Genomic DNA, 20453 nt, shown 5'->3' with positions numbered 1-20453 from the left:
CCAGTACCATATCATGAGGATTACTAGATTGCTGTGATAAAATTCTCTGTGAACGGTATGGCCTGTCTGTAACCGACAAAACTAGAGTCCTTGGGCCAACTGATTTTATGGTAAGATAGAGCTGTTTACAATTATGCTAAGAAGGGCAGGAACGCTCTGTATGAACAGAAAAATCGGGGTTAGGCTTATAAAATGCCTGGCGGCAGGTGCAGTGCTGGCTGTGTTGCTGCCGCATGCTGTGGAGTGGGGGAACAATGTATATGCTGCGTCGGTCAAGCCAGCTCCATCCGTTTCGTCACAGCAGCTTCAGAATAAGCTCTTACAGGCCATGGCTACGCGGAGTGAAACGCTGACCTTTACATATCAAGGGCGGGTGAACGGTCTCAAGCAGCAGCTACAGACAGCCATCAAGCAGGCGATGGAGAGCGATCCCTATGTGAATTATACGATCAAAAGCTACGCATTCAGCTATACAGGCACAACCACGTCCGCCGAGGTTACGATCCGTCTGAGTTACCGGGAGACGAAGGAGCAGACTGCATATGTAGATAGCACGGTTAAAGCTGTGCTGGGGGACATCATTACGAAGGGGATGACGGATCATGAGAAGGTGAAGGCCATTCATGACTGGATCGTGGTTCGTTTGAAATATGATGAGACGCTGCAAAAGTACACAGCATACGATGGTTTGAAAACCGGAAGCACGGTGTGTCAGGGCTATTCCTTGCTCGCCTACAAAATGCTGGAACGCACCGGGATTACCAACCGGATTGTGGAGGGAAGAGCAGGGGGCCAACTGCATGCATGGAATCTTGTTTTGCTGGATGGACAATGGTACCACATGGATACGACATGGGATGATCCGACCCCGGATCGTGGCAACGAGGTAAGCAATTCGTATTATCTATTGACTGATGCCGAAATGCGCAGGGATCACTCCTGGGTTAAACAGTATCCTCAGGCGAACACCTCGTATCGGCAGACATTGTCGGGATTGGTCGCTGCGGGAGGACCCAAGGCTGCTGTGTATCAAAAGCTGTACAATAACTTGGAATATCCGCTACAAGACGGCAAGGGTCTGGTTAAATCATCCTCCGAAATCAAGGAGCAGGTTCGCAAAGAGATGAATAAGGGAGGGGCCACGCTTACCTTTGGCTATCAGGGGACAGAGCGAAGTCTCAAAGAAGATTTACAATCGTTGTATCAGCTCGGGGTAAAAACCATCTCTTATCAGATCACAGATTTAGGCAGCACCGGAAATCTTCGTGTAACTCTGAAATGGACCTGATCATTTTGCTGCAATAAAAAAAGCACATTCGTAAGGGAGTATTTTATTCATATGCATAAGCGTTCTTTTACTTATCTGCTCGGCACGCAGACGATGTCGAATGCGGCCGATATCCTTTATATCATGGCGCTGGTTTCTCTGGTGTTTCATGAAACGGATTCAATCTTTTCCTCGGTTCTCGTTCCGTTGTTGCGAATGGGCGCACAGATGATTAGCGGCTTTTTAGCACCGCTGATATTGGCTCGGTTCCAGCTTCCATTTATTCTGTTCGTTTCTCAATTTGGCCAACTGGCTTTCTTCGCTCTTCTGTTGGGGCATTTGTGGTCAGCGGGAACAAACCCAGTATGGGTGCTTGTGTTTACACTGGTAGCAGCCATGTCCTTTCTGGACGGTTGGACCACACCTGCACGTAATGCGCTGATTCCGCGCCTTGCGTCTGGGGAAGGGCTGATGCGGGCGAACAGTCTCGTATCGGTCAGCGATCAGACCGTACAATTGGCCGGATGGGGGCTGAGCGGTGTGCTCGTAGCCGTAATGGGCTCGGAAAAAACACTGCTGGTCGCTTGCGGGCTGTATACGGTGGCCCTGATCTTTACCAGCTTGATCCGTGATCCGCTAGAGGGCAAAGCCCATTATTTACTGCAACCCGGAACTCGGGTGCGAAGCGGAGACACCTTAGCGTCCGGAGCTGTGGCTGAACAGGGGCAAGAGCATCATGATATGCCTCTCGTACAGCTGGAAGACACGCTGTACGGCCCGGAGTCGGAAAGCCCGGCGTTACCTCCCAAACGCAAAAAGGAAATATTGCGCGAAGGGTGGAGTCTTATCGGAGCCAGCCGAAGGCTCAAGGCTCTTATTTTTATGGATATGATCGACCTGCTGGGTGGTTCGGTTTGGGTAGGAGCATTCACGCTTGCCTTCGCTCAGCAGGTGTTGCACAAAAGTGAGGCATGGTGGGGGTACATTAATGCGGCGTATTTTGCAGGAGCGATAGGCGGTGGGATCATTGTTCTCGCTTGTGTCAAGTATTTGCAGCGCAGACTGCTGCCCGCGATGCTGGTGGGGATGGCTTGCTATGGACTGTTAACGGCTTGGTATGCGCTTAACACATTACCGCCGCTGACGCTGCTGATCGTACTGTTAATGGGATTGCCTGCGGAAATGTCCGTCGTATCCCGCCGCACGATGATGCAAATGAGCGTATCTGTGCACGATTTACCCAAGGTGCTATCCGCACAGGCTACGCTGACGAGCATGACGTTTTGCATCTCGCTATTGCTGATGGGCTGGATTGCAGATCATCTGGGCATCGTTAATTTGTATTTGTTTTCTGCACTGCTGACGCTGATTGCTGTGATTTATGGCATGTTTAGCCGCCGTGCCTTGTCTATGTCTTTGTCTTTGACAGCCCCGGTAGCTTCTTCTTCCGAATAACAGAAAAAGCCCGTCTCTCCACATATCAGGGAGAAGATGCGGATGAACCTGATCCGATCCATAGGATCGTTCATTCGCATTTTCACCTGTATATGCCCGGAGACGGGCTTTTTTACTATTGTTTATTTACCGGAGGACGCATCCGGGTCCAAATCACACTCATGGAGTGGAACGATTTTGGTACGCTTGATCCATTTGTAGCCGAGCCACAGAAGAAGGAACAGCGGCACACTCATGTACGTAGCGATCATCGTTTTCCAATCAATGGCTTGCCCGGTAAAGGCATCGGCACCTTGCCCGATAATCACGATGATACACAGTGCGAAGGCAAACAAGGGACCAAACGGGAACCAGCGGGCTTTGTACGGAAGCTCACTCAGACTGCGACCCTGTGCAGTAAAGGCACGGCGGAAACGATAATGGCTGACCGCAATACCGACCCATGTGATAAACCCGCACATCCCGGAAGCATTTAGCAGCCAGTTGTACACCACACCGTCCCCATACAGGGAGGCGAGGAAGGCCAGCATACCGACAGCGGTCGTGATCAGCAGTGCATTCATGGGAATGCCGCGCCGATTGATATGTCCGAGGAAACGGGGGGCTTTGCCTTCCCGTGCCAAAGCGTACAGTACACGTGTTGCCGCGTACATCCCGGAATTACCTGCCGACAATACGGAAGTTAAAATAACGGCATTCATGACGGAGGCGGCAATGGCAAGCCCCGCTTTTTCAAATACCAGTGTGAACGGGCTGACCCCGATGTCACTGATATCTCCCCGCAGCAAATTCGGATTGGTGTACGGAATAATCAATCCAATGACGAGAATCGCCAGAATATAAAAGAACAGGATGCGCCAAAAGATTTGACGGATGGCACGCGGCACATTTTCACGCGGATTTTCACTCTCTCCGGCGGCTACCCCGATCAGCTCCGTTCCCTGAAAGGAAAAGCCTGCGGCCATGAACACGCCCAATACGGCGAAAAATCCGCCATGGAACGGGGCATCGCCCACAGTGAAGTTAGCGAAGCCAATCGCTGGACCCCCCATAATGCCGAAGATCATCAGCACACCCACAGTCAAAAAGATAACCACGGTTACAATTTTAATCATGGCGAACCAGTATTCGGATTCACCGTAGCCCTTGACTGTCAGCGCGTTCAACGCGAAGATCACGGCCAGAAATAGTAAACTCCACCAGGCGGAGTGACTTTCGGGAAACCAGTATTTGATCAGCACGGTCGCCGCTGCCAACTCGGCGGCAATTGTCACGGCCCAGTTGTACCAGAAGTTCCAGCCCATGGCGAAGCCAAAAGCCGGATCGACGAAACGGCCTGCATAGGTATTAAAAGAGCCGGATTCAGGCATAAACGTAGCCAGCTCACCGAGGCTGGTCATCAGGAAGTAAACCATGAGGCCGACTGCTGCATACGCCAGCAGGGCACCTCCGGGTCCGGCTTCTGCAACCGCGCCTCCACTGGCGAGGAACAGGCCTGTTCCGATGGAGCCCCCGAGGGCGATCATCGTCATATGTCGGGCTTTGAGACTTTTCCGCAAGGTTGCGGCAGGTGTCGCTTTGTGTTGCACGTTCAAACACTCCTTCATGAAATGGTATTTCATGTCAGGGCAAGAGCCTGAAGGAGGGGGATTACAAACGTCAAAAGACCGCAGGGAATACGCCTGCGGCCTTGTCTATGCATTCCGCACCATACCTTCTTCTATAACAAGATAGCTCAACACACGTGTCTGTGTTAGGACATCGCGTGACAGTTCTGCTCCTTTCGGTTAGCAGCCCCAGCATTCGGAGGTTTACAAAGAGTCGACTCCGCATACTTCGGCGGATGCACCTTTCCACAGGAATCACAGACGGCTCTTGGCGTCTCCTCCGGTGTACTGATTACATCCGCGACCTCTACCTCATCATAAAACAGGGTTGATGAGGTGTATGACATGATATGTTATTGTATAGCAAACTAAAGTATAGCGTACCTGTACATCTTCTGACAATCGACAATTTTTTGAAGGTCCAGTCGTAAAATCATAAATTAAGAGTTGCGTTTAGCCATCTGCTGCCAAACCGTACCTGCGGCTTGCTCGCCTGACTCAATGCGCTCCAGCGCCATTTTGGCCTGTAGACTGACCTCGAATTCGGGGTCATCAACAGCCTTCTCCAGCGCGTCACGCGCGTCCTCGGTGCCGACCTCGTACAAAAAGCGGGCAGCCCGCCAGCGAACCAGCTTGCTGCTATCTGACAAGGCTCCGATCATAGCTCCGGTAGCCGCCGGGTCGCCGATATCCGACAGCGTATCGCCCGCCGTACGGCGTACGGCCGCTGAAGGATCACGCAGCGCCTCGAATAGCAGCTCCATCGCCTCCGGTGTGCGCAGATCGCCCAGATAGACGACCCCCAGCCGCCGTAGCTGCATTTTGTCGTCATGCAGCGCTTGCCGGATGAGCGGCAAATGCTCGGGCGTCGGCTCCAACCGATCCAGCGCGGCGTAGCGGGTACGCCAATCCTCGTGCTGTAGGGCCTGCTCCAGCTCAGCATCGCTCCATTCGCGGCGTTCCTCCACGAATTCGCTGTTGTCCGCGCCGTGGGCAATCGCCTGCTGGATAATCTGCTCCAGCCGCTCCTGCGGGAAGGCCGCCTCCAACTCCTGCTCCACCTCGCGTGCGATATCCGGCAGCTCTCCGTAGCGGACGCCGTAATCGCTCAGCTTGCGCTCCTTGATCAGTGTCGCGCTGGCTACCCGGGTTACGGCCTGCACGAAACGGTCGGACAAGGAAATCCGTTCCTCCTGCTGGCCCGCTTTGACCCGGATTTGCATCGGAATGCCCCGGAAAAATTGCACAAATACCTGTGCCTCACCAAACGCTTCCCCTGAGGTTTCCTCCGGCAAGTCCCAATTGGCGTCTGCGCCTTCCTCGCCTAGCCGGTCCCGAACCTGACCCAGAATGGTAGACCAATCTGCGTTCCCTTTGCGGTCGAGGGCTACAAAATCCGTCGTATGAAACACGCTTTTGACTCCTTCAATGCCCAGCATACGCCGGATAAACGGGGGAGCGGAGCGTTCATTATCCCGTGTATATGTTCTGCGAATGCCCGCTTCCAGCCGTTCATCCAGATGCAGCATCATGGTGTTCGGACTGGGAGTTGGCTCGATAGATGTTATTTTCATAGCTCGGTACAGCCTCCTATTCAAAAGTTCTCCATATATAGCTTATCTGTATTGTACCTCATTCTACGAATGTCTCCAAAGAGAGATTTCGTCATTTTGAGAAAAATACAATGATAAATCTCACACTAATGAGGCTAAAAAGTAGCTGCCCAGAACGATTCGAATGCACATAGCAATATCCAAAATGGAATCCTGCTAAATTTATAACGGCAGCATGGTTAAAAATAACAAATTTTAGCTAGACTAAGATGTGTTCTCCCCATGCTCCAAACGACGAGTAAAGGAGGCGTTCCCATGTTCCGCAAGCAGGAAAGGACGCTCATTATTGTGTGTATTGTGATAGCGGCTATTATGCTGTATGCAGTCATTAAAAGCATAGCCCGCCTGACTCCCTAGATCGTAATCCAAAGGAATATATGCAGGTGCTTTCTATTTAGAATGTGAAATGAAGGAGTGAGTACCATTTGTCTTCACTGGACCCCGTATTGCTAAGCCGGATGTTGACTGGAATTACCCTGTTTGTTCATATTGTATTTGCATCCATTGGCGTTGGCGTACCTTTGATGATTGCGCTCGCCGAATGGCGCGGGCTGCGAACTGGTGATCCGCACTATACGCTGCTGGCCCGACGGTGGGCGCGAGGGTTTGTCATCACCGTTGCCGTAGGTGTCGTCACAGGTACTTCCATTGGACTGCAACTCAGCTTGCTTTGGCCTACCTTTATGCGGGTGGCTGGACAAGCGATTGCGCTGCCCCTGTTTTTGGAGACGTTTGCTTTTTTCATTGAAGCCATTTTTCTGGGTATCTACTTGTACACCTGGGATCGGTTTAAAAGCAAATATTTTCACCTGATGCTGCTCATTCCGGTAGCGATTGCCTCATCTGCATCAGCGGTTTTTATTACAACTGTGAACTCGTTCATGAACCAGCCTCAAGGCTTTACACTTAAAAATGGAGTCATGACAGATATTCATCCCATCCAGGCCATGCTGAATCCGGCCACGCCGACCAAAGTTTCTCATGTGCTGGCTTCCTCGTATACGTTGAGCGCCGGGCTGCTGATGGGACTGGCTGCCTATAGTTTGCTGCGGGGGCGTAACCACCCGTATTTCAAAAAAGCGCTGAAGCTGACCGCCACCTGCACCATTGTATTTGCTATCAGCACCGTGATGATCGGAGATGCCTCCGGTAAATTTCTGGCCAAATATCAACCGGAAAAGCTGGCTGCTGCCGAATGGCATTTTGATACCATGACGCACGCTCCTTTCGTATATGGCGGTTATATGGACAAGAACGGAGATATCAAGTATGCCCTGAAAGTGCCTTATGCGCTTAGTATTTTAGCCGGTAACCTGCCCAGTACGGAGGTCAAGGGACTGAATGATTATCCCGTGGATCAGCGTCCACCGTTGTCTATCCACTATATGTTCGATCTCAAAATCACCACCGGGGTGCTGATTCTGGTCATTCCGCTGTTGTATCTGATTCGCAAACGTTTGCCGGGACGCAAACCATACCCCAAATGGCTGCTGCTGGCACTTATTCTGGTGGGGCCGATGGCTATGGTAGCCATTGAGCTGGGCTGGATGTTTGCGGAGGTGGGCAGGCAGCCGTGGATTTTGCGCGGCTACATGAAGGTGTCCGAGGCGGCAACCACCTCCACGAGTGTCGGATGGATGCTGATATTGTTTATCATTTTGTATCTCGTGCTGTGTTTCTCGGCCATTAAGGTCCTCAGCAAGCTGTTCCGTAATAAAGATGCAGTGGAGGAGCTGAGGCAGCTGGGGCTGGAGGGGGCTGAAGGGAAGTGAGCTATGAAATTGTCGGTATCGCCATTTTGTGGACCTTCCTGTTCGGTTATTTGATTGTGGCATCTATTGATTTTGGCGCAGGCTTTTTCAGCTTTTACAGTGTGCTGACAGGTCACCAGAATAAAATCCACAACATTATTCAACGGTATTTATCACCGGTGTGGGAGGTAACGAACGTATTTCTCATTTTTTTCGTGGTGGGACTGAACGGTTTCTTCCCGGATGCGGCTTATTACTATGGCACCGCGCTGCTCGTTCCCGGCAGTATTGCCATTGTGCTTCTCGCGATTCGCGGGGTGTATTATGCGTACAATACGTATGGACATTCCGGTACAAATAATATCGTCTACATGGCATTGTACGGTGCGACGGGGCTGCTGATTCCGGCGGCGCTGTCGACGGTTCTCGCCATTTCGGAAGGCGGCATTATTGTGGAGAACAGCACAGGTGTTCATCTGCGCTGGGGTGAGTTATTAAGCAACTCCTATACGTGGGCGGTTATTTTCCTGGCGCTGGTGAGTGTGCTGTATATCTCGGCGATGTTTCTGTCCTATTATGCCAAAAGGGCAGGAGACAAGGTTGCTTTTGAAATCGTGCGTGGATATGCGCTGCTCTGGAGCGGCCCAACGATTGTGGCGAGTCTGCTCGCATTTTTTCAGATTAACAAACAAAATCCGGACCACTTTGCCAATATGCTGAACATGGCATGGATGTTTGTCGCCTCCTTCATCTGCTTTGTCGGAGCTGTCTATCTGGTATGGCGGCGGCGTCATCTCGGAACCACCTTTATTCTGGTCATGCTGCAATTTGCATTTGCCTGGTATGGCTATGGACGCTCGCATTTGCCGTATGTTTTGTATCCCTACATTAATGTGCATCACAGCTTTACGAACTCCGCCATGGCGTATGCATTGATTGCGGCGTTTAGTGCGGGGCTGCTGGTGCTGATTCCGTCACTGATCCTGATCTTGAGACTGTTCCTGTTCGATGCGGATTATGTGCGAGGACAAGCGGGGAAGAAAGGGTGAGTACAAATGGCTGCTTTCGAGCATTTTACGATCATGTATGAGTCGCCTATTATTATTGTGGTGGCGATTGGATTTCTGTTTATGTACTCGGCACGCTTTAAAAATCCACAGGACTGACAGCAGCATCTGAGATGGCCCTTCCTGATTGATGGGGAGGGTCCATTTTTGCATGTAAAAGGCGGATTGAATTATACTTTACATACACCAGCATGTTGCATCATTGGATGTTCACACTTGCGTGTAATATATAAATGAATTGAGCCGCTTCGGTTTCTTTGGAGAACGGGTCCATCAGGGGAGGAGTTACATCATGCCCAAAGTTCGTTTTAACAACATGGATCATGTCAACACGGATAAAACACTCAAGCAATTCAGACAATGGCGGCAGGAGCGCCGCAGCAAAACGAAGGATTATACGTTCGTTGTTCCGAACCATCCGCCGGAGCTGGAGTTTTTGCACAGTAACCGGGAAACGACGACGGCGACCTGGGTAGGGCATTCTACCTTTTTCATCCAATACCTCGGACTGAATATTGTTACGGATCCGGTGTGGGCTGAGCGTATGGCTTTCGACAAAAGACTGGCTCCGCCCGGCATCCGCATTCAGGATGTACCGCCGTTGGACATCATTCTGCTGTCTCATTCGCATTATGATCATTTGCATATGGAATCGTTGCGCAAATTGTATCGTGCAGATACGCTGATGCTTGTACCTTCGGGGTTAAAGTCGAAAATGGTCCGCAAAGGCTTCCGTAACTGCCATGAGCTGAAATGGTGGGATCATTTTACGATAGGCGGGGTGTGCTTCACATTTGTTCCGGCCCAGCATTGGACGCGGCGTACGCCGTTTGATACGAATACTTCGCATTGGGGTGGATATGTGCTGCAAAGTGAGCAGCAGGTGATTGGCTCTGCCACGTCCGTCACAGAAACGGCAGCTGCACCGACGTTGTACTTTGTGGGAGATACCGGATATTTTCGTGGCTTTAAGGAGGTTGGCGAGCGCTTTGACATTGACCTGACCTTTATGCCGATTGGTGCGTATGAGCCGGAATGGTTCATGACTTCGCAGCATGTGACACCGGAGGAGGCGTTGCAGGGGTTCGTGGATTGCGGTGCGGATCAGATGATCCCGATGCATTACGGAGCCTTTAAGCTGGCGGATGATACGCCGAGAGAGGCGCTGGATCGTCTCGAAGCGGAGCGTGAACGCTTGGGCATCGCCAAGGAGCGCATTCATATACTGGGACACGGTGAGACGCTGAAAATTCAAAGCCGCTGTTCAACTACAATCTGAGGATTCCACATAAAAAGCGACTCTGCGGACAATGGTCTGCGGAGTCGCTTTTTATGGTTGGCTTGAATATGTGAAAAGGTGCGGGCAGACAAGTCTGTCGCTGTGTTACAGGATTAGACCGCTTCGGTATCGTTCACCAGAGAGGAATCGGAGTCGGCGATGCTAATGGGATGACGCACGATTTTGACTTCATAAAACGTAATTTTATTTTCTAATATATAGTCCGGAATTTGGCGGTGGCTGTGTGATTCACGGAAGGCCTCGCTTTTGGTCCAGCCTTGGAAGTTCTCTTTTTCCTTCCAGCGTGTGCTAATCGTTACTTCCTCATAATCTTTTGTGTTTTCAGTGAGCAGTACCTCCAGACCGAGGAAGCCTTCCATTTTTTCCACTTTACCTTCTTTGTTAAAGCGTTCGATGAGCAGGTGGGCATTGCCCGGGGTGATTTTAGATGTGTTGGTAATAATAATCATATTAAATTCCTCCTGAATGATGTGGTATGGTCGGTATAATGACCGGATAGCCATCCTCAAATTTGATAGTAGCGTTCATTTCATAAATGTCGCGAAGAAAAGCAGACGTCAAAATCTGACGGGGTTCGCCAGCCATGGCGATTCGTCCCCTTTTAAGCGCAATCATATGATGACAATAGGCCGCAGCTTGCTGCAAATCATGCAGTACCATAACAATCGTTAAGCCAGACTCGTGATTAATACGCCTCAGCATATCCATAACCTCAAATTGATGGGCGATATCCAGAAAAGTGGTAGGTTCATCGAGCAAAAGAATGCCCGTTTGTTGGGCCAAAGCCATTGCAATTCGCGCTTTTTGTTGTTCACCTCCCGATAGAGTATGGAACATCCGATCCGCATAGGGCTTCATGCCTGTGATTTCCATGACATGGTCTACAATATGCTGATCCTGTCCGGTATGCCGTGTCCTCAAGCCTTTGGCATGAGGGGATCTTCCGTAAGCAATCAGCTCACGAACCGTTAATAACGGCAGCATATCCTTCATTTGCGGCAGCATGGTAATCGTCTGGGCAAAATCACGCCGCTTGTACTCCTGCACGGGCTTGCCCAGTACGGAAACCAGCCCCTGATCCTGCTTGAGCAGCCGAGTAATGATCCGTAGAAGCGTGGATTTGCCCGAACCGTTGGGCCCGACAATTGCAGTGAGCTGTCCGGCGGGCAAGGTGATGTTTACATCGTCCAGCCTGAAATACCCGCGCTGCAAGGAGATATGCTCACCCTGAATGGCTGTCATCCGAAATTCCCCCGTTTCTTGAGCAGGATTAAGAAGAACGGCGCTCCGATGACGGCCAGCAAAATACCTACAGGCAGTTCAATCGGGTCAAACCAGGACCGTGCCACTGTATCCGCCAGTACGACCAGTGTCCCGCCGCCCAGAATGGAAAGGGGAAGGAGGAAACGGTAATCCTCCCCGATCAGCAATCGGATGACATGAGGGACAACCAGTCCTACAAAACCGATCAGCCCCGCTACACTGACTGCCGTACCGGCGAGCAGGGCAGAGAGCAAAATAATGAGCAGCCGCTGAAGCTCTACACGCTGTCCGAGCAGTTGCGCTGAATCGTCGCCCAGTAGCAGCAAATTGGCAGGCTTGATCGCAAACAGGGAGGCGATTAAGCTAATGATGGCGTAAGGTGCCATGAACTCCAGATGATGCCAGCTTCGTCCGTTCAATCCACCGGATAGCCAAGGGAGAACCGCTTGCACGCGGTCGCTGTACATGACCATCACGCCGTTCATGATCGCGCCCAGCAGTGCGTTGATCGCAACACCCGCTAATACGATTTTGACGGGAGAAGCGCCCCGATCCCAAGCCAGCAGGTAAATTGCAACGGCAGTCAGGAAGGCTCCCAAAAAGGCAGTTACCGGAAGAAGGTAGCTAAGCTGTGGAAGCATGACCATCGTGATGACCGCAGCGAGTCCGCCACCAGCCGATACACCAATAATGCCGGGATCAGCCAGTGGATTTTTCATGACTCCCTGAAGAAGTGCTCCCGCAGCTGCCAGACAGGCTCCTACGAGCAGACCCACTAATACTCTGGGCAGCCGGAGATCCATGAGGATCGTGCGATAGGTGGAGTCATCATGATGTAGCAAAACCTGATTGATTTCTCGTAGTGGAATCGACACCGATCCGTAAGCCAGGCCGTACACGGATACAGCTAACAGCAAGATCGGAAGCGTAATCCAGGCGATGGTGCGTCTTCTGGCGCGTTGTAGTTTGTTCATCGCTTATTTCGCCGGATACAGCTTCTGGTGCATCAAATCCAGTGCCTCAGTAACCCGTGTGCCCGGATTGGTTCCGAACAGATCAGAGGGTAATACCTCGACCTGATTGTTTTTGACCGCCTTGATTCCGCTCCAGGCTGCATTTTCCTGCATTTCCTTGATAAATGCAGCTTTGACCTCCTCCGTATTGCCGTGGGTCATAATCAGGATGTAGTCAGGGTCGGCCTGTACGATGCGTTCCGTGTTTAGCTGCGCGTATTGCGGGAAATTTTGCAGGCCCGGAAAATCAGCGGCAATATTGGCACCGCCAGCTAGTTCCAGAATATTTCCACCTAATGAATTCGGCAATGCCGCCATATATGTGGCCGGGGCTCCGTAAACAAGTAGCGCTTTAGGTTTGTAGGTAGAGGCTGTTTCCTTTTGTAAGGTGGCTATCTGCTGGTCAATTTGCTGATTCAGCTTCACAGCCTGAGCCTGCTTTTGCAATAATTGCCCGAAGAGTGTAATTTGCGACTGAATATCCCGGACTGAATTGGCGCCTGTCAGCAGCAGCTGTGAACCGACACCTTCAATAGCTGGAATGTCCTTCTCATTCATAGGGTAATTGCCCAATACAACATCTGGTTTGAGCATCGTAATTTTCTCCAGATCGACCTCATGAGTAGAACCTACTTGTTGAACGTTTTCAGCAGCAGGCACGACGGAAGGTCCATTCGAGTTGGGTCTGCCGACGGCTGTTCCGCCCAAAGCATATATGATATCCAGATCGCCATTGCTGAGAGCAATGATATGTTGAGGGATACCTTGGAACGCCAACGTTCGCTTGGAAAAATCAGTAACCTGTATTGCCGCATCGCTTGTTGTGCCGGAAGTGGCAGATACAGATGCAGTGGTTGGTTTGTGATCTGCGGCCGGAGTATCGTTACTGCATCCGGTAACTGCCAATAAAAGCGCTGCGGATGACCACAACACATAAGATTTCATGTCATTCCTCCTGCAATTTTAAGTTAAACAATAATGATAATCATTTTCATTTATGTATAAGAGAATGATAATGAATATCAACGGGGATTGTCAATTGAAAAAACCAAAATTTTAAATAATTTATTTACTGAAATGGAGAGGAGGGGATTCATGGTATAGAGGAAGGTATCCTAAATTTTTCTTAAAAAATAGCATATATCAAGGGGTTATATACACGCAAATACATATTGACATATTCGAAAAGTGTAAGATATATTGGTGATGGGTTCACTTGGTTTTGCGAATTTCTGGATGGAAAGGTGGGAGGAAAAGCTCAAGAAGAGCTATTTTTTTTTAAAATTCAATTGAGAATGATAATCAATTAACTTATATTCTCGTGGGGAGGGACTGCTGTCAAAATGAGGAAGGGTTATTCTGCAATGATTGCTGTGTTTCTGCTGGTCAGTGTGCTTAGCTTTTGGCCAACTTCATCATCTGTGGTAGCCGCTACGGCTTCTACAAAATTGGCGGATGGTACATACACGCTTAAATACGATATTCTCAAGGCCGAAAATGATTCTGTATCCATGGCTAATGATTATTTTGAGAAGCCAGCCAAGCTGTATGTGAAAAAAGGCCAAATGACCATGCAAATCAAGCTGAATCACAGCGAATGGACAACCGGGTTTAAAGTGGATTACAAAGGAAAAATCATCGACACAAAGGTCATTCATAAGGATGCCAAAACCGATACCCGCACTGTACAATTTCCAATAACAACTGTGAACAGTCCGTTAATTTCAAAAATTCATGTTACCGTCCCTGCGTATAACTACGATCATGACTATACCATTCGCTTCGCTTTTGATTCCAAAAGTGTCAAAAAAGTAGCAGCAGTCCAGTCAACGAAATCAACCAAATCTTCTAAGAAGTAAATTCAAGCAATCTTATCGTTCATGAAATCAACATAAATTCAAGCATAAAAAATAGAGGAGTGTATGTAGATATGAATATGGTAATGAATCGCTTTGAATCGTTTTCTTTCAAAAAGGTACTCGTAGCCTTGATCATGACAGCGTTTGTTTTTGCAGTTTTCACTCCATTCTCAGCTAAAGCGGCAGCAGCGGACGGCACGTATGCAGTAGACTATACTGTTCTGAAAGACCAAACGAATGAAACCTCGCGTCTGGATAGCTATTTGACGAAACCAGCTCAGGTAACTGTGGCTAATGGTAAAACTATTGTTCATTTGACTGTGAAAAGCAGCAATCTGATCACAACGTTCAAAGTGGAACAAAATGGCGTACTGCAAGACGCGACTGTGGTAAGTACAGATACTGCCAGCAACACTCGTGTAGTAGAATTCGAAGTTGCTGACCCGAATGCTAAAGTCAACGCTTATGCCGAAATCACTATTCCAGTTATTGGTTACACAGGCCAGTATGATGTACAACTGCAATTCGACGAAATCTAATCCAAAATAAAACGTAAAAGGAGACTGAGAACATGAACATGATCATGAACCGTATGGAAAAATTGTCTTTAAAAAAAGTGATGCTTACTGTATTGATGGCTGCGCTTGTTTTTGTGGTACTAGCTCCGTTTTCTGCAAATAAAGCGAATGCGGCTTTGCCTAATGGTACGTACACCATTGATTACACAGTGTACAAAGATGGTACAACTTCACCTTCCTACATGGATACAGGCGGTTATGTGGCGAAGCCAGCTACCTTGATTGCTGCTAATGGTCAGTACAAGGTTAGAGTGATGATTACCAAAAGCGCTTGGGTCACTGAATTCAAAACACAACAAAATGGTCAATATGTGAATGCAGCTGTAGTCAGCACATCCGGTGATACTAGAGTGGTTGAGTTTCCGGTGAGCGATGTGTCCGCGCTATTGAACGCTAAACTTCACGTAAGCGTGCCGAAAGAATATACTGGCGGTGTGCCATACGATCACGATTACATCGTTCAATTTGGTTTTGATGAAGATACGATGAATTAGTACAGAGACATTGTATTGATTTGAATACTCATTTGAAGCCCGGGAGAGCTTCAAATGAGTATATTTTAAGTAGGGGGATTAATACACTTGAAGAGGCAATTTAGAAAATACTTAATAATGTTAGCGACCTTTGCCATGCTGCTTTCGGTTGTTTTCCCGTCTGCACCAGTTGTATCTGCCGAAGATACTGTCACATCAACTGAATCTGGTGCGTCTGCTACTTCTGTGAGTGAGGATGTATATTCGACAGAACCAAGTATGGCGGAAACAACCCTGACAGAGAACGAAACGGCACCATCGGTAGGTGTGGTTTCAGTTGCAGAGGTACAGAGCCCCAGCGTCGTTCAGGACTCCAATAAATATTCGATTGAATATGCAGTGAAGAACAGAAAAACAGGCAACAATTCACCACAAGCTCTCTATTTTGTGAAACCAGCTACTTTTAAAGTAGAGTATAATGCGTCAGTCGGACAAGCTACGTATCATGTTTCTTTGAATATTGATAATCCAACAGAACCATTATTAACAGATTTTGAATTGAAACAAAATGGAGAAGGTATCTCTGCTCATGTTTCAGATTTGATCCAAACAGGAGATAAGTATAATCAAAGATCTGTAACATTTGACGTGTATGATTTAACTCAGAAAATTGATGTGGATTTTAATTTCAAAAATATAAAAAGAGAAAACTCGATTGAATTTGATCCATCTACAATAAAGGTTGCAGAGGAGACGACTCCGCCTGTAACATCGCCAGAACCCGAAGTTCCTTTACAACCAGGAAGCCTCGACTTCACGATTTTGACAGATAAATCGCAAGATGTTTCCGTTATGGACGGCTATGCTGTAAAACCAGCTAAACTGGTTCAAAAAGCGAACAAATGGTATGTTCAACTGACGATTAAAAACAGCAGTTGGATACCATCCTTCCAAACAGAACAGAATGGAAAATATGAAGAAACGACTACGGTATCCACTGAGGGTGACCAACGTACAATCGAGTTTGAAGTAGGCAATCTGTCTAACAAAGTAAATGCTTATGCTCACATTATTGTGCCTGGGCTGGAATTGGGCGGAGTACCATACGATCATTGGTACAATGTTCAAATTCAGTTTAACGGCAGTGTTACCCCTGATCCGGGTTCTTCTCTGCAATCGGGAAGTATTGACTTCTCTGTTTTAAAGGATAAGTCGCAAGATATGTCTGTTATGGACGGCTATACTCTAAAGCCAGCTAAAGTAGTCCAAAAAGGAAACAAATGGTACGTTCAACTGACGATTAAAAACAGCAGTTGGATACCATCCTTCCAAACAGAGCAGAATGGAAAATATGAAGAAGCGGCTACGGTATCCACTGAGGGTGACCAACGCATAGTAGAGTTTGAAATAAGAAGTCTGTCTAACAAAGTAAATGCTTACACTCACGTTATCGTACCTGGCTTGGAATTGGGCGGAGTACCATACGATCATTGGTACAATGTTCAAATCCAATTTAACGGCAATGTTACACCTGATCCAGGTACACCTTCGACCTTGGTAGATGGTACGTATTCCATTAACTTTGATGCGCTGCACGCAACCAAGGATCAAGCCTCTTCGATGGCACGGTACTTGGTGTCGCCAGCAACACTGACAGTGACGAAAGGCAAGTATGAGGTGTCCATCCAGATCAAGGATAGCGCAACGATTACGAAGTTCAAAACCGAACAAAACGGAACATTAACGGACGTGGACATTGTGAGTGAGGATAAAGCATCCGATACTCGCATGGTGAGGTTCCCATTGGCTGATGTGGATGCCATTTTAAATGCACAGGTTCATGTTAGTACCAGCTACAACGGAACCTCTTATGAAATGGACCATACGATCCGTCTAAAATTTGATAGAAATAGTATAACGCTTAAAGATTCGACACCAACAAATCCAGGCACACCATCGACTTTGGCGGACGGCACATACTCCATCAGCTTTGATGCCCTGCATGCTACCAAGGATCAAGCATCCGCGATGGCACGATACTTGGTGTCTCCAGCAACGTTGACGGTATCGAAGGGTAAGTATGAAGCTTCCTTTACGATCAAAGACAGTGCCACAGTGACCGAGTTTAAAACGGAACAAAATGGAACGTTAACGGATGCAGATGTCGTAAGTGTGGACAAGAAAGCAGACACTCGTGTTGTAAAGTTCAAAGTGGCGGATTTGGACGCCATTCTGAATGCACAGGTCCACGTAAATACGAGCTATAACGGAACGGTTTATGAGATGGACCATAAGATTCGTCTTCAATTCGACCGTAGCAGCCTTGCGGTTAAAGGAACGGATGGGGGTACAACTCCTGGGACTGAGAACGGCAAATATAGCATTGATTTCTCCGTACTCAAAAATGGAAGCAATGAAATATCTGTGATGGATGGCTATATGCAAAAACCAGCCACTCTGTTGAAGGAATCCGGCAAAAATTTGATCCAGATCAAAATGGACAAGAGCAGCTGGATTAAAACGTTCAAGGTAAACGGTGCAGAGGCTCAGGTTATTGATCAATCGACCTCCGCAGATACAAGAACCGTCCAATTTGAAGTCGCAGATCTATCGGATAAAGTTTCAGTGAATACACATGTCATTGTACCGGGTCTGGATTTGGGTGGCATCCCTTATGACCACGTATACGATGTGCAGTATCAATTCGAGCCTGCTACCATTCGCAGCTTTGTCGAACCGTCCTCTACAGGAGCGGCAGATCCAATCGTTAAATTGGATTTTGACAAGCTCGCCAATGGTAAATATGTTTTGAAATTCAGTATTGTATTAGCGGATGGAACAACAGGAGAGAATTCTCCGGCTCAACGCTTTATTGCCAATGAACCAGCGCAATTGGTCGTGGAAGGCGACAAACGTTTTGTAGATCTGAAGCTGCAAAACAGTAATGAAGTGAAGGCATTGCGTATTTGGGATAACGCAAGCGGAGGCTACAAAGACGCAGAAGTGACCCAGGAGGATGCAGCAAGTAATACAAAGAACGTTCGTTTTAGCGTGAGCGACTTTAAGAACAACGTAAAAGGCCAACTGGTTGTTTACGAAGCTCCCAAGGTAGCGAGTGCTGCTCCGATGGTCTTCAAGGCTGAGGATCGTGTGGAGAAGGTATATGATTTTGAATTCAAATTCAATACTAGCGATGTAACGTATTACAACGATAAAAAGACAGGCGAAGTTGAAAAAGGGAAGAGCAATTTAGCCGATGGAGAGTACACAGCGAGCTTCCGTGTGCTGGCGAATGGAACAGACAAGGATTCTCTTGTGGCGCCTTTTGTACAGAGTCTCGCAAAGCTGGTTGTGAAGAATGGCAAAGTGCAAGCACATCTCACCGTTACGGACAATCAGGCTTTGAAGTTGTTCCAAACGGACTTTGAAGGCCGCTATGCCAATCCAACCGTTGTTGGTTCCAACACGAAAGGTGACACGCATACCATCGCTTTTGAAGTGCCTGATCTGGACCAAAAGCTGAGCGTGTACACACAGGTATACTTGCCTGAGAAATTTATTGTGAACGAGAAGTTCGGCGGACAAATTCAATTTGACCGTGCATCGCTTAAAGGTGAGGGAGTCAATGCAGCTACAACCGCACCAGCTACTGAGCAGACAGCAGAAACGCCAACACCTGTGGCTGAAACGAAACCTGTAGTGGAGCAACCAGCTCAAACAGTCACTTCCGAGAAGCAATACTCGATCAATTACAACGTATTTAAAGATAAAACGAGCGAAGCTTCCGTCATGGATGGATACCTCGACAAGCCTGCTACATTGATTGAAAAGGGAGACAAGCGTTATATTCAAGTCACTTTGAAAAATAGCTCTTGGATGCCTATTCTACAAGTAGAGCAGAATGGTAGCCTGAAAGATGTAGAGGTCATCTCGACATCTGGCGATACGCGTGTCATTCAATTTGAAGCAGGGGACTTGTCTCGGAAAATCAGTGCCTACACACACGTCATTGTGCCCGGTTTAGTTCTTGGTGGCGTGCCATATGATCACTGGTATACCGTTCAATTCCAGTTTGATGAAGCGGGTCTGAAAGCAAAGTAGCATCAGGTCGCAGTAGCATCAAGCCTGCTCCAATAACAGAATAGCTTGTATGCAAGCAAGTCTTGGTGCCCTGGCATCAAGACTTGTCAGCATTTCATTACCCGAAAAGTTGAGGCTCAGGCTGCTTCTATATTTTGAATTGAGGTGATTTGGCTTTCATGAAACGATATGCAGCTGTGGTAAAAAGGAAAACGTTCTGCTTTTATATGTTGATCGGTCTGGTGCTTTTGTTGCTCGCTGGATGCTCGGGAGGGGCGGCGGCCGGACAGAACGATAATGAAGGTGCAAAATCGGTGGCAACGTCTGGCGATAAAGCACAATCACGTATTGTCGCTACAACGGTAGCCATTACGGAAATTACGGATGCGCTGGGCCTGGATTTGGCAGGCAAGCCGACAAGCACGAAAGTACTGCCTGACCGTTACAAGGATGTCCCTGATGTGGGCAATCCGATGAGTCCTGATATGGAAAAGGTGATGTCGTTGAAGCCGACAGACGTACTGTCGGTTACGACACTAAAATATGATCTGGAGCCTAAATTTAAGGACATGAAGATCAATGCCGAATTTTTGAATTTTGAAAGTCTAGCGAATATGCAAAAAGAAATTCAAAAGCTGGGAGATTCGTTCGGCAAAGCCGAAAGGGCCAGGGAGATTAATGGAGCTTTGGACGCCAAGGTAACCGAGATTCAACAAAAGATCAAAGAGAGGAAATCCCCTAAAGTCTTGATCTTGCTGGGGGTGCCGGGAAGCTATCTGGTGGCTACCGAGCATTCCTATATAGGGGATCTGGTTAAAATCGCAGGCGGGACGAATGTAGTCCAAGGTGAGAAGGTTGAATTTATTGCCCACAATACAGAAGCCTTGCAACAGTCCAATCCGGATATTATTTTGCGTGCTGCACACGGGATGCCGGATGAAGTGGTCAAAATGTTCGACGAAGAGTTCAAAACTAACGATATTTGGAAACATTTTAACGCTGTGAAAAACGGACACGTCTATGATCTGCCAGAGCCGCTGTTTGGAACAACAGGAAATTTGGCGGTAAACTCGGCACTGGATGAGCTGGTGAAAATGTTGTATCCTTCGAATTAAAGGAAGTTGATG

17 protein-coding genes and 1 riboswitch are annotated in these 20453 nt (G+C 48.2%); of the genes, 11 read left to right on the top strand and 6 right to left on the bottom strand.

The window, feature by feature from the left end; translation table 11 throughout:
- The first annotated feature begins 160 nt into the window (after positions 1–160).
- Both ACIFO6_RS00480 and ACIFO6_RS00475 read left to right on the top strand, forming a co-directional pair.
- Entirely contained in the window at positions 161–1288 is a 1128-nt protein-coding gene (locus ACIFO6_RS00480) for a transglutaminase domain-containing protein (RefSeq protein WP_430036809.1), read from the top strand.
- A 51-nt stretch (positions 1289–1339) separates the two neighbouring features.
- Positions 1340–2722, top strand: a complete 1383-nt coding sequence (locus ACIFO6_RS00475; protein WP_430036806.1) for an MFS transporter — start codon at positions 1340–1342, stop codon at positions 2720–2722.
- Positions 2723–2844: 122 nt separating this feature from the next.
- Here ACIFO6_RS00475 and ACIFO6_RS00470 read toward each other — a convergent pair whose 3' ends face one another.
- Positions 2845–4311: an amino acid permease gene (locus ACIFO6_RS00470; protein WP_430036803.1), complete on the bottom strand. Its 1467-nt coding sequence runs from the start codon at positions 4309–4311 to the stop codon at positions 2845–2847.
- A 134-nt stretch (positions 4312–4445) separates the two neighbouring features.
- Positions 4446–4647: riboswitch (Lysine riboswitch) on the bottom strand.
- Between the two features lie 122 nt (positions 4648–4769).
- Positions 4770–5903 (bottom strand): virulence factor, encoded by a 1134-nt coding sequence (locus ACIFO6_RS00465; RefSeq protein ID WP_430036800.1) that lies wholly within the window; start codon positions 5901–5903, stop codon positions 4770–4772.
- A 464-nt stretch (positions 5904–6367) separates the two neighbouring features.
- Here ACIFO6_RS00465 and ACIFO6_RS00460 point away from each other — a divergent pair, with 464 nt between their 5' ends.
- The 4 genes from ACIFO6_RS00460 (at position 6368) to ACIFO6_RS00445 (ending at position 10039) form a co-directional block, all read left to right on the top strand.
- Positions 6368–7714 (top strand): cytochrome ubiquinol oxidase subunit I, encoded by a 1347-nt coding sequence (locus tag ACIFO6_RS00460; protein ID WP_430036797.1) that lies wholly within the window; start codon positions 6368–6370, stop codon positions 7712–7714.
- Complete coding sequence (locus ACIFO6_RS00455) at positions 7711–8742, top strand: cytochrome d ubiquinol oxidase subunit II (RefSeq protein ID WP_430036794.1); 1032 nt, start codon at positions 7711–7713, stop codon at positions 8740–8742. Before ACIFO6_RS00460 ends, ACIFO6_RS00455 begins: the two co-directional genes overlap by 4 nt.
- A 6-nt stretch (positions 8743–8748) precedes the next feature.
- Complete coding sequence (locus tag ACIFO6_RS00450) at positions 8749–8859, top strand: cytochrome bd oxidase small subunit CydS (RefSeq protein WP_430036791.1); 111 nt, start codon at positions 8749–8751, stop codon at positions 8857–8859.
- Positions 8860–9052: 193 nt separating this feature from the next.
- Entirely contained in the window at positions 9053–10039 is a 987-nt protein-coding gene (locus ACIFO6_RS00445; protein ID WP_430036788.1) for an MBL fold metallo-hydrolase, read from the top strand.
- 113 nt (positions 10040–10152) lie between these two features.
- On the opposite strand, the gene isdG is transcribed toward ACIFO6_RS00445, so the two are convergent.
- From isdG to ACIFO6_RS00425, 4 genes are read right to left on the bottom strand one after another with little or no spacing between them, the layout of a single operon-like run.
- Positions 10153–10509 carry a heme oxygenase gene (isdG, locus tag ACIFO6_RS00440; protein ID WP_430036785.1) on the bottom strand — a complete coding sequence of 119 codons (357 nt, stop codon included), beginning with the start codon at positions 10507–10509 and terminating at the stop codon, positions 10153–10155.
- Position 10510: 1 nt separating this feature from the next.
- The gene (locus ACIFO6_RS00435) at positions 10511–11302 is read right to left on the bottom strand and encodes an ABC transporter ATP-binding protein (RefSeq protein ID WP_430036782.1); all 792 of its coding nucleotides are present in this window, start codon (positions 11300–11302) and stop codon (positions 10511–10513) included.
- Positions 11299–12297: a FecCD family ABC transporter permease gene (locus ACIFO6_RS00430; RefSeq protein ID WP_430036779.1), complete on the bottom strand. Its 999-nt coding sequence runs from the start codon at positions 12295–12297 to the stop codon at positions 11299–11301. The genes ACIFO6_RS00435 and ACIFO6_RS00430 overlap by 4 nt, the downstream gene beginning before the upstream one ends.
- A 3-nt stretch (positions 12298–12300) precedes the next feature.
- Positions 12301–13281 (bottom strand): ABC transporter substrate-binding protein, encoded by a 981-nt coding sequence (locus ACIFO6_RS00425; RefSeq protein ID WP_430036776.1) that lies wholly within the window; start codon positions 13279–13281, stop codon positions 12301–12303.
- Between the two features lie 398 nt (positions 13282–13679).
- On the opposite strand from ACIFO6_RS00425, the gene isdC reads away from it, so the two are divergent.
- From isdC to isdE, 5 genes are all read left to right on the top strand, one after another.
- Entirely contained in the window at positions 13680–14195 is a 516-nt protein-coding gene (isdC, locus tag ACIFO6_RS00420) for a heme uptake protein IsdC (RefSeq protein ID WP_283653305.1), read from the top strand.
- A 71-nt stretch (positions 14196–14266) separates the two neighbouring features.
- A complete protein-coding gene (locus tag ACIFO6_RS00415) occupies positions 14267–14734 on the top strand; it encodes an NEAT domain-containing protein (RefSeq protein ID WP_430036772.1) in 468 nt (155 codons plus the stop codon).
- A 32-nt stretch (positions 14735–14766) separates the two neighbouring features.
- The gene (locus ACIFO6_RS00410) at positions 14767–15267 is read left to right on the top strand and encodes an NEAT domain-containing protein (protein ID WP_430036769.1); all 501 of its coding nucleotides are present in this window, start codon (positions 14767–14769) and stop codon (positions 15265–15267) included.
- A gap of 117 nt (positions 15268–15384) precedes the next feature.
- Positions 15385–19347, top strand: a complete 3963-nt coding sequence (locus ACIFO6_RS00405; RefSeq protein ID WP_430036766.1) for an NEAT domain-containing protein — start codon at positions 15385–15387, stop codon at positions 19345–19347.
- Between the two features lie 158 nt (positions 19348–19505).
- The gene (gene isdE, locus ACIFO6_RS00400) at positions 19506–20441 is read left to right on the top strand and encodes a heme ABC transporter substrate-binding protein IsdE (protein ID WP_430036764.1); all 936 of its coding nucleotides are present in this window, start codon (positions 19506–19508) and stop codon (positions 20439–20441) included.
- Positions 20442–20453 lie beyond the last annotated feature (12 nt).

This window comes from Paenibacillus sp. NRS-1781, assembly GCF_050467745.1.
GTDB lineage: Bacteria > Bacillota > Bacilli > Paenibacillales > Paenibacillaceae > Paenibacillus > Paenibacillus terrae_A.
Note: the sequence above shows the minus strand (reverse complement) of the source record. Positions and strands in the feature narration are given on the sequence as shown.

Excerpts from the sequence above, each read along its gene's own strand:
- ACIFO6_RS00480 (WP_430036809.1), top strand. The coding sequence starts at position 161 with ATGAACAGAAAAATCGGGGTTAGGCTTATAAAATGCCTGGCGGCAGGT.
- ACIFO6_RS00475 (WP_430036806.1), top strand. The coding sequence starts at position 1,340 with ATGCATAAGCGTTCTTTTACTTATCTGCTCGGCACGCAGACGATGTCG.
- ACIFO6_RS00465 (WP_430036800.1), bottom strand. The coding sequence starts at position 5,903 with ATGAAAATAACATCTATCGAGCCAACTCCCAGTCCGAACACCATGATG.
- ACIFO6_RS00450 (WP_430036791.1), top strand. The coding sequence starts at position 8,749 with ATGGCTGCTTTCGAGCATTTTACGATCATGTATGAGTCGCCTATTATT.
- ACIFO6_RS00445 (WP_430036788.1), top strand. The coding sequence starts at position 9,053 with ATGCCCAAAGTTCGTTTTAACAACATGGATCATGTCAACACGGATAAA.
- isdG (WP_430036785.1), bottom strand. The coding sequence starts at position 10,509 with ATGATTATTATTACCAACACATCTAAAATCACCCCGGGCAATGCCCAC.
- ACIFO6_RS00435 (WP_430036782.1), bottom strand. The coding sequence starts at position 11,302 with ATGACAGCCATTCAGGGTGAGCATATCTCCTTGCAGCGCGGGTATTTC.
- ACIFO6_RS00430 (WP_430036779.1), bottom strand. The coding sequence starts at position 12,297 with ATGAACAAACTACAACGCGCCAGAAGACGCACCATCGCCTGGATTACG.
- ACIFO6_RS00425 (WP_430036776.1), bottom strand. The coding sequence starts at position 13,281 with ATGAAATCTTATGTGTTGTGGTCATCCGCAGCGCTTTTATTGGCAGTT.
- isdC (WP_283653305.1), top strand. The coding sequence starts at position 13,680 with ATGAGGAAGGGTTATTCTGCAATGATTGCTGTGTTTCTGCTGGTCAGT.
- ACIFO6_RS00415 (WP_430036772.1), top strand. The coding sequence starts at position 14,267 with ATGAATATGGTAATGAATCGCTTTGAATCGTTTTCTTTCAAAAAGGTA.
- ACIFO6_RS00410 (WP_430036769.1), top strand. The coding sequence starts at position 14,767 with ATGAACATGATCATGAACCGTATGGAAAAATTGTCTTTAAAAAAAGTG.
- ACIFO6_RS00405 (WP_430036766.1), top strand. The coding sequence starts at position 15,385 with ATGTTAGCGACCTTTGCCATGCTGCTTTCGGTTGTTTTCCCGTCTGCA.
- isdE (WP_430036764.1), top strand. The coding sequence starts at position 19,506 with ATGAAACGATATGCAGCTGTGGTAAAAAGGAAAACGTTCTGCTTTTAT.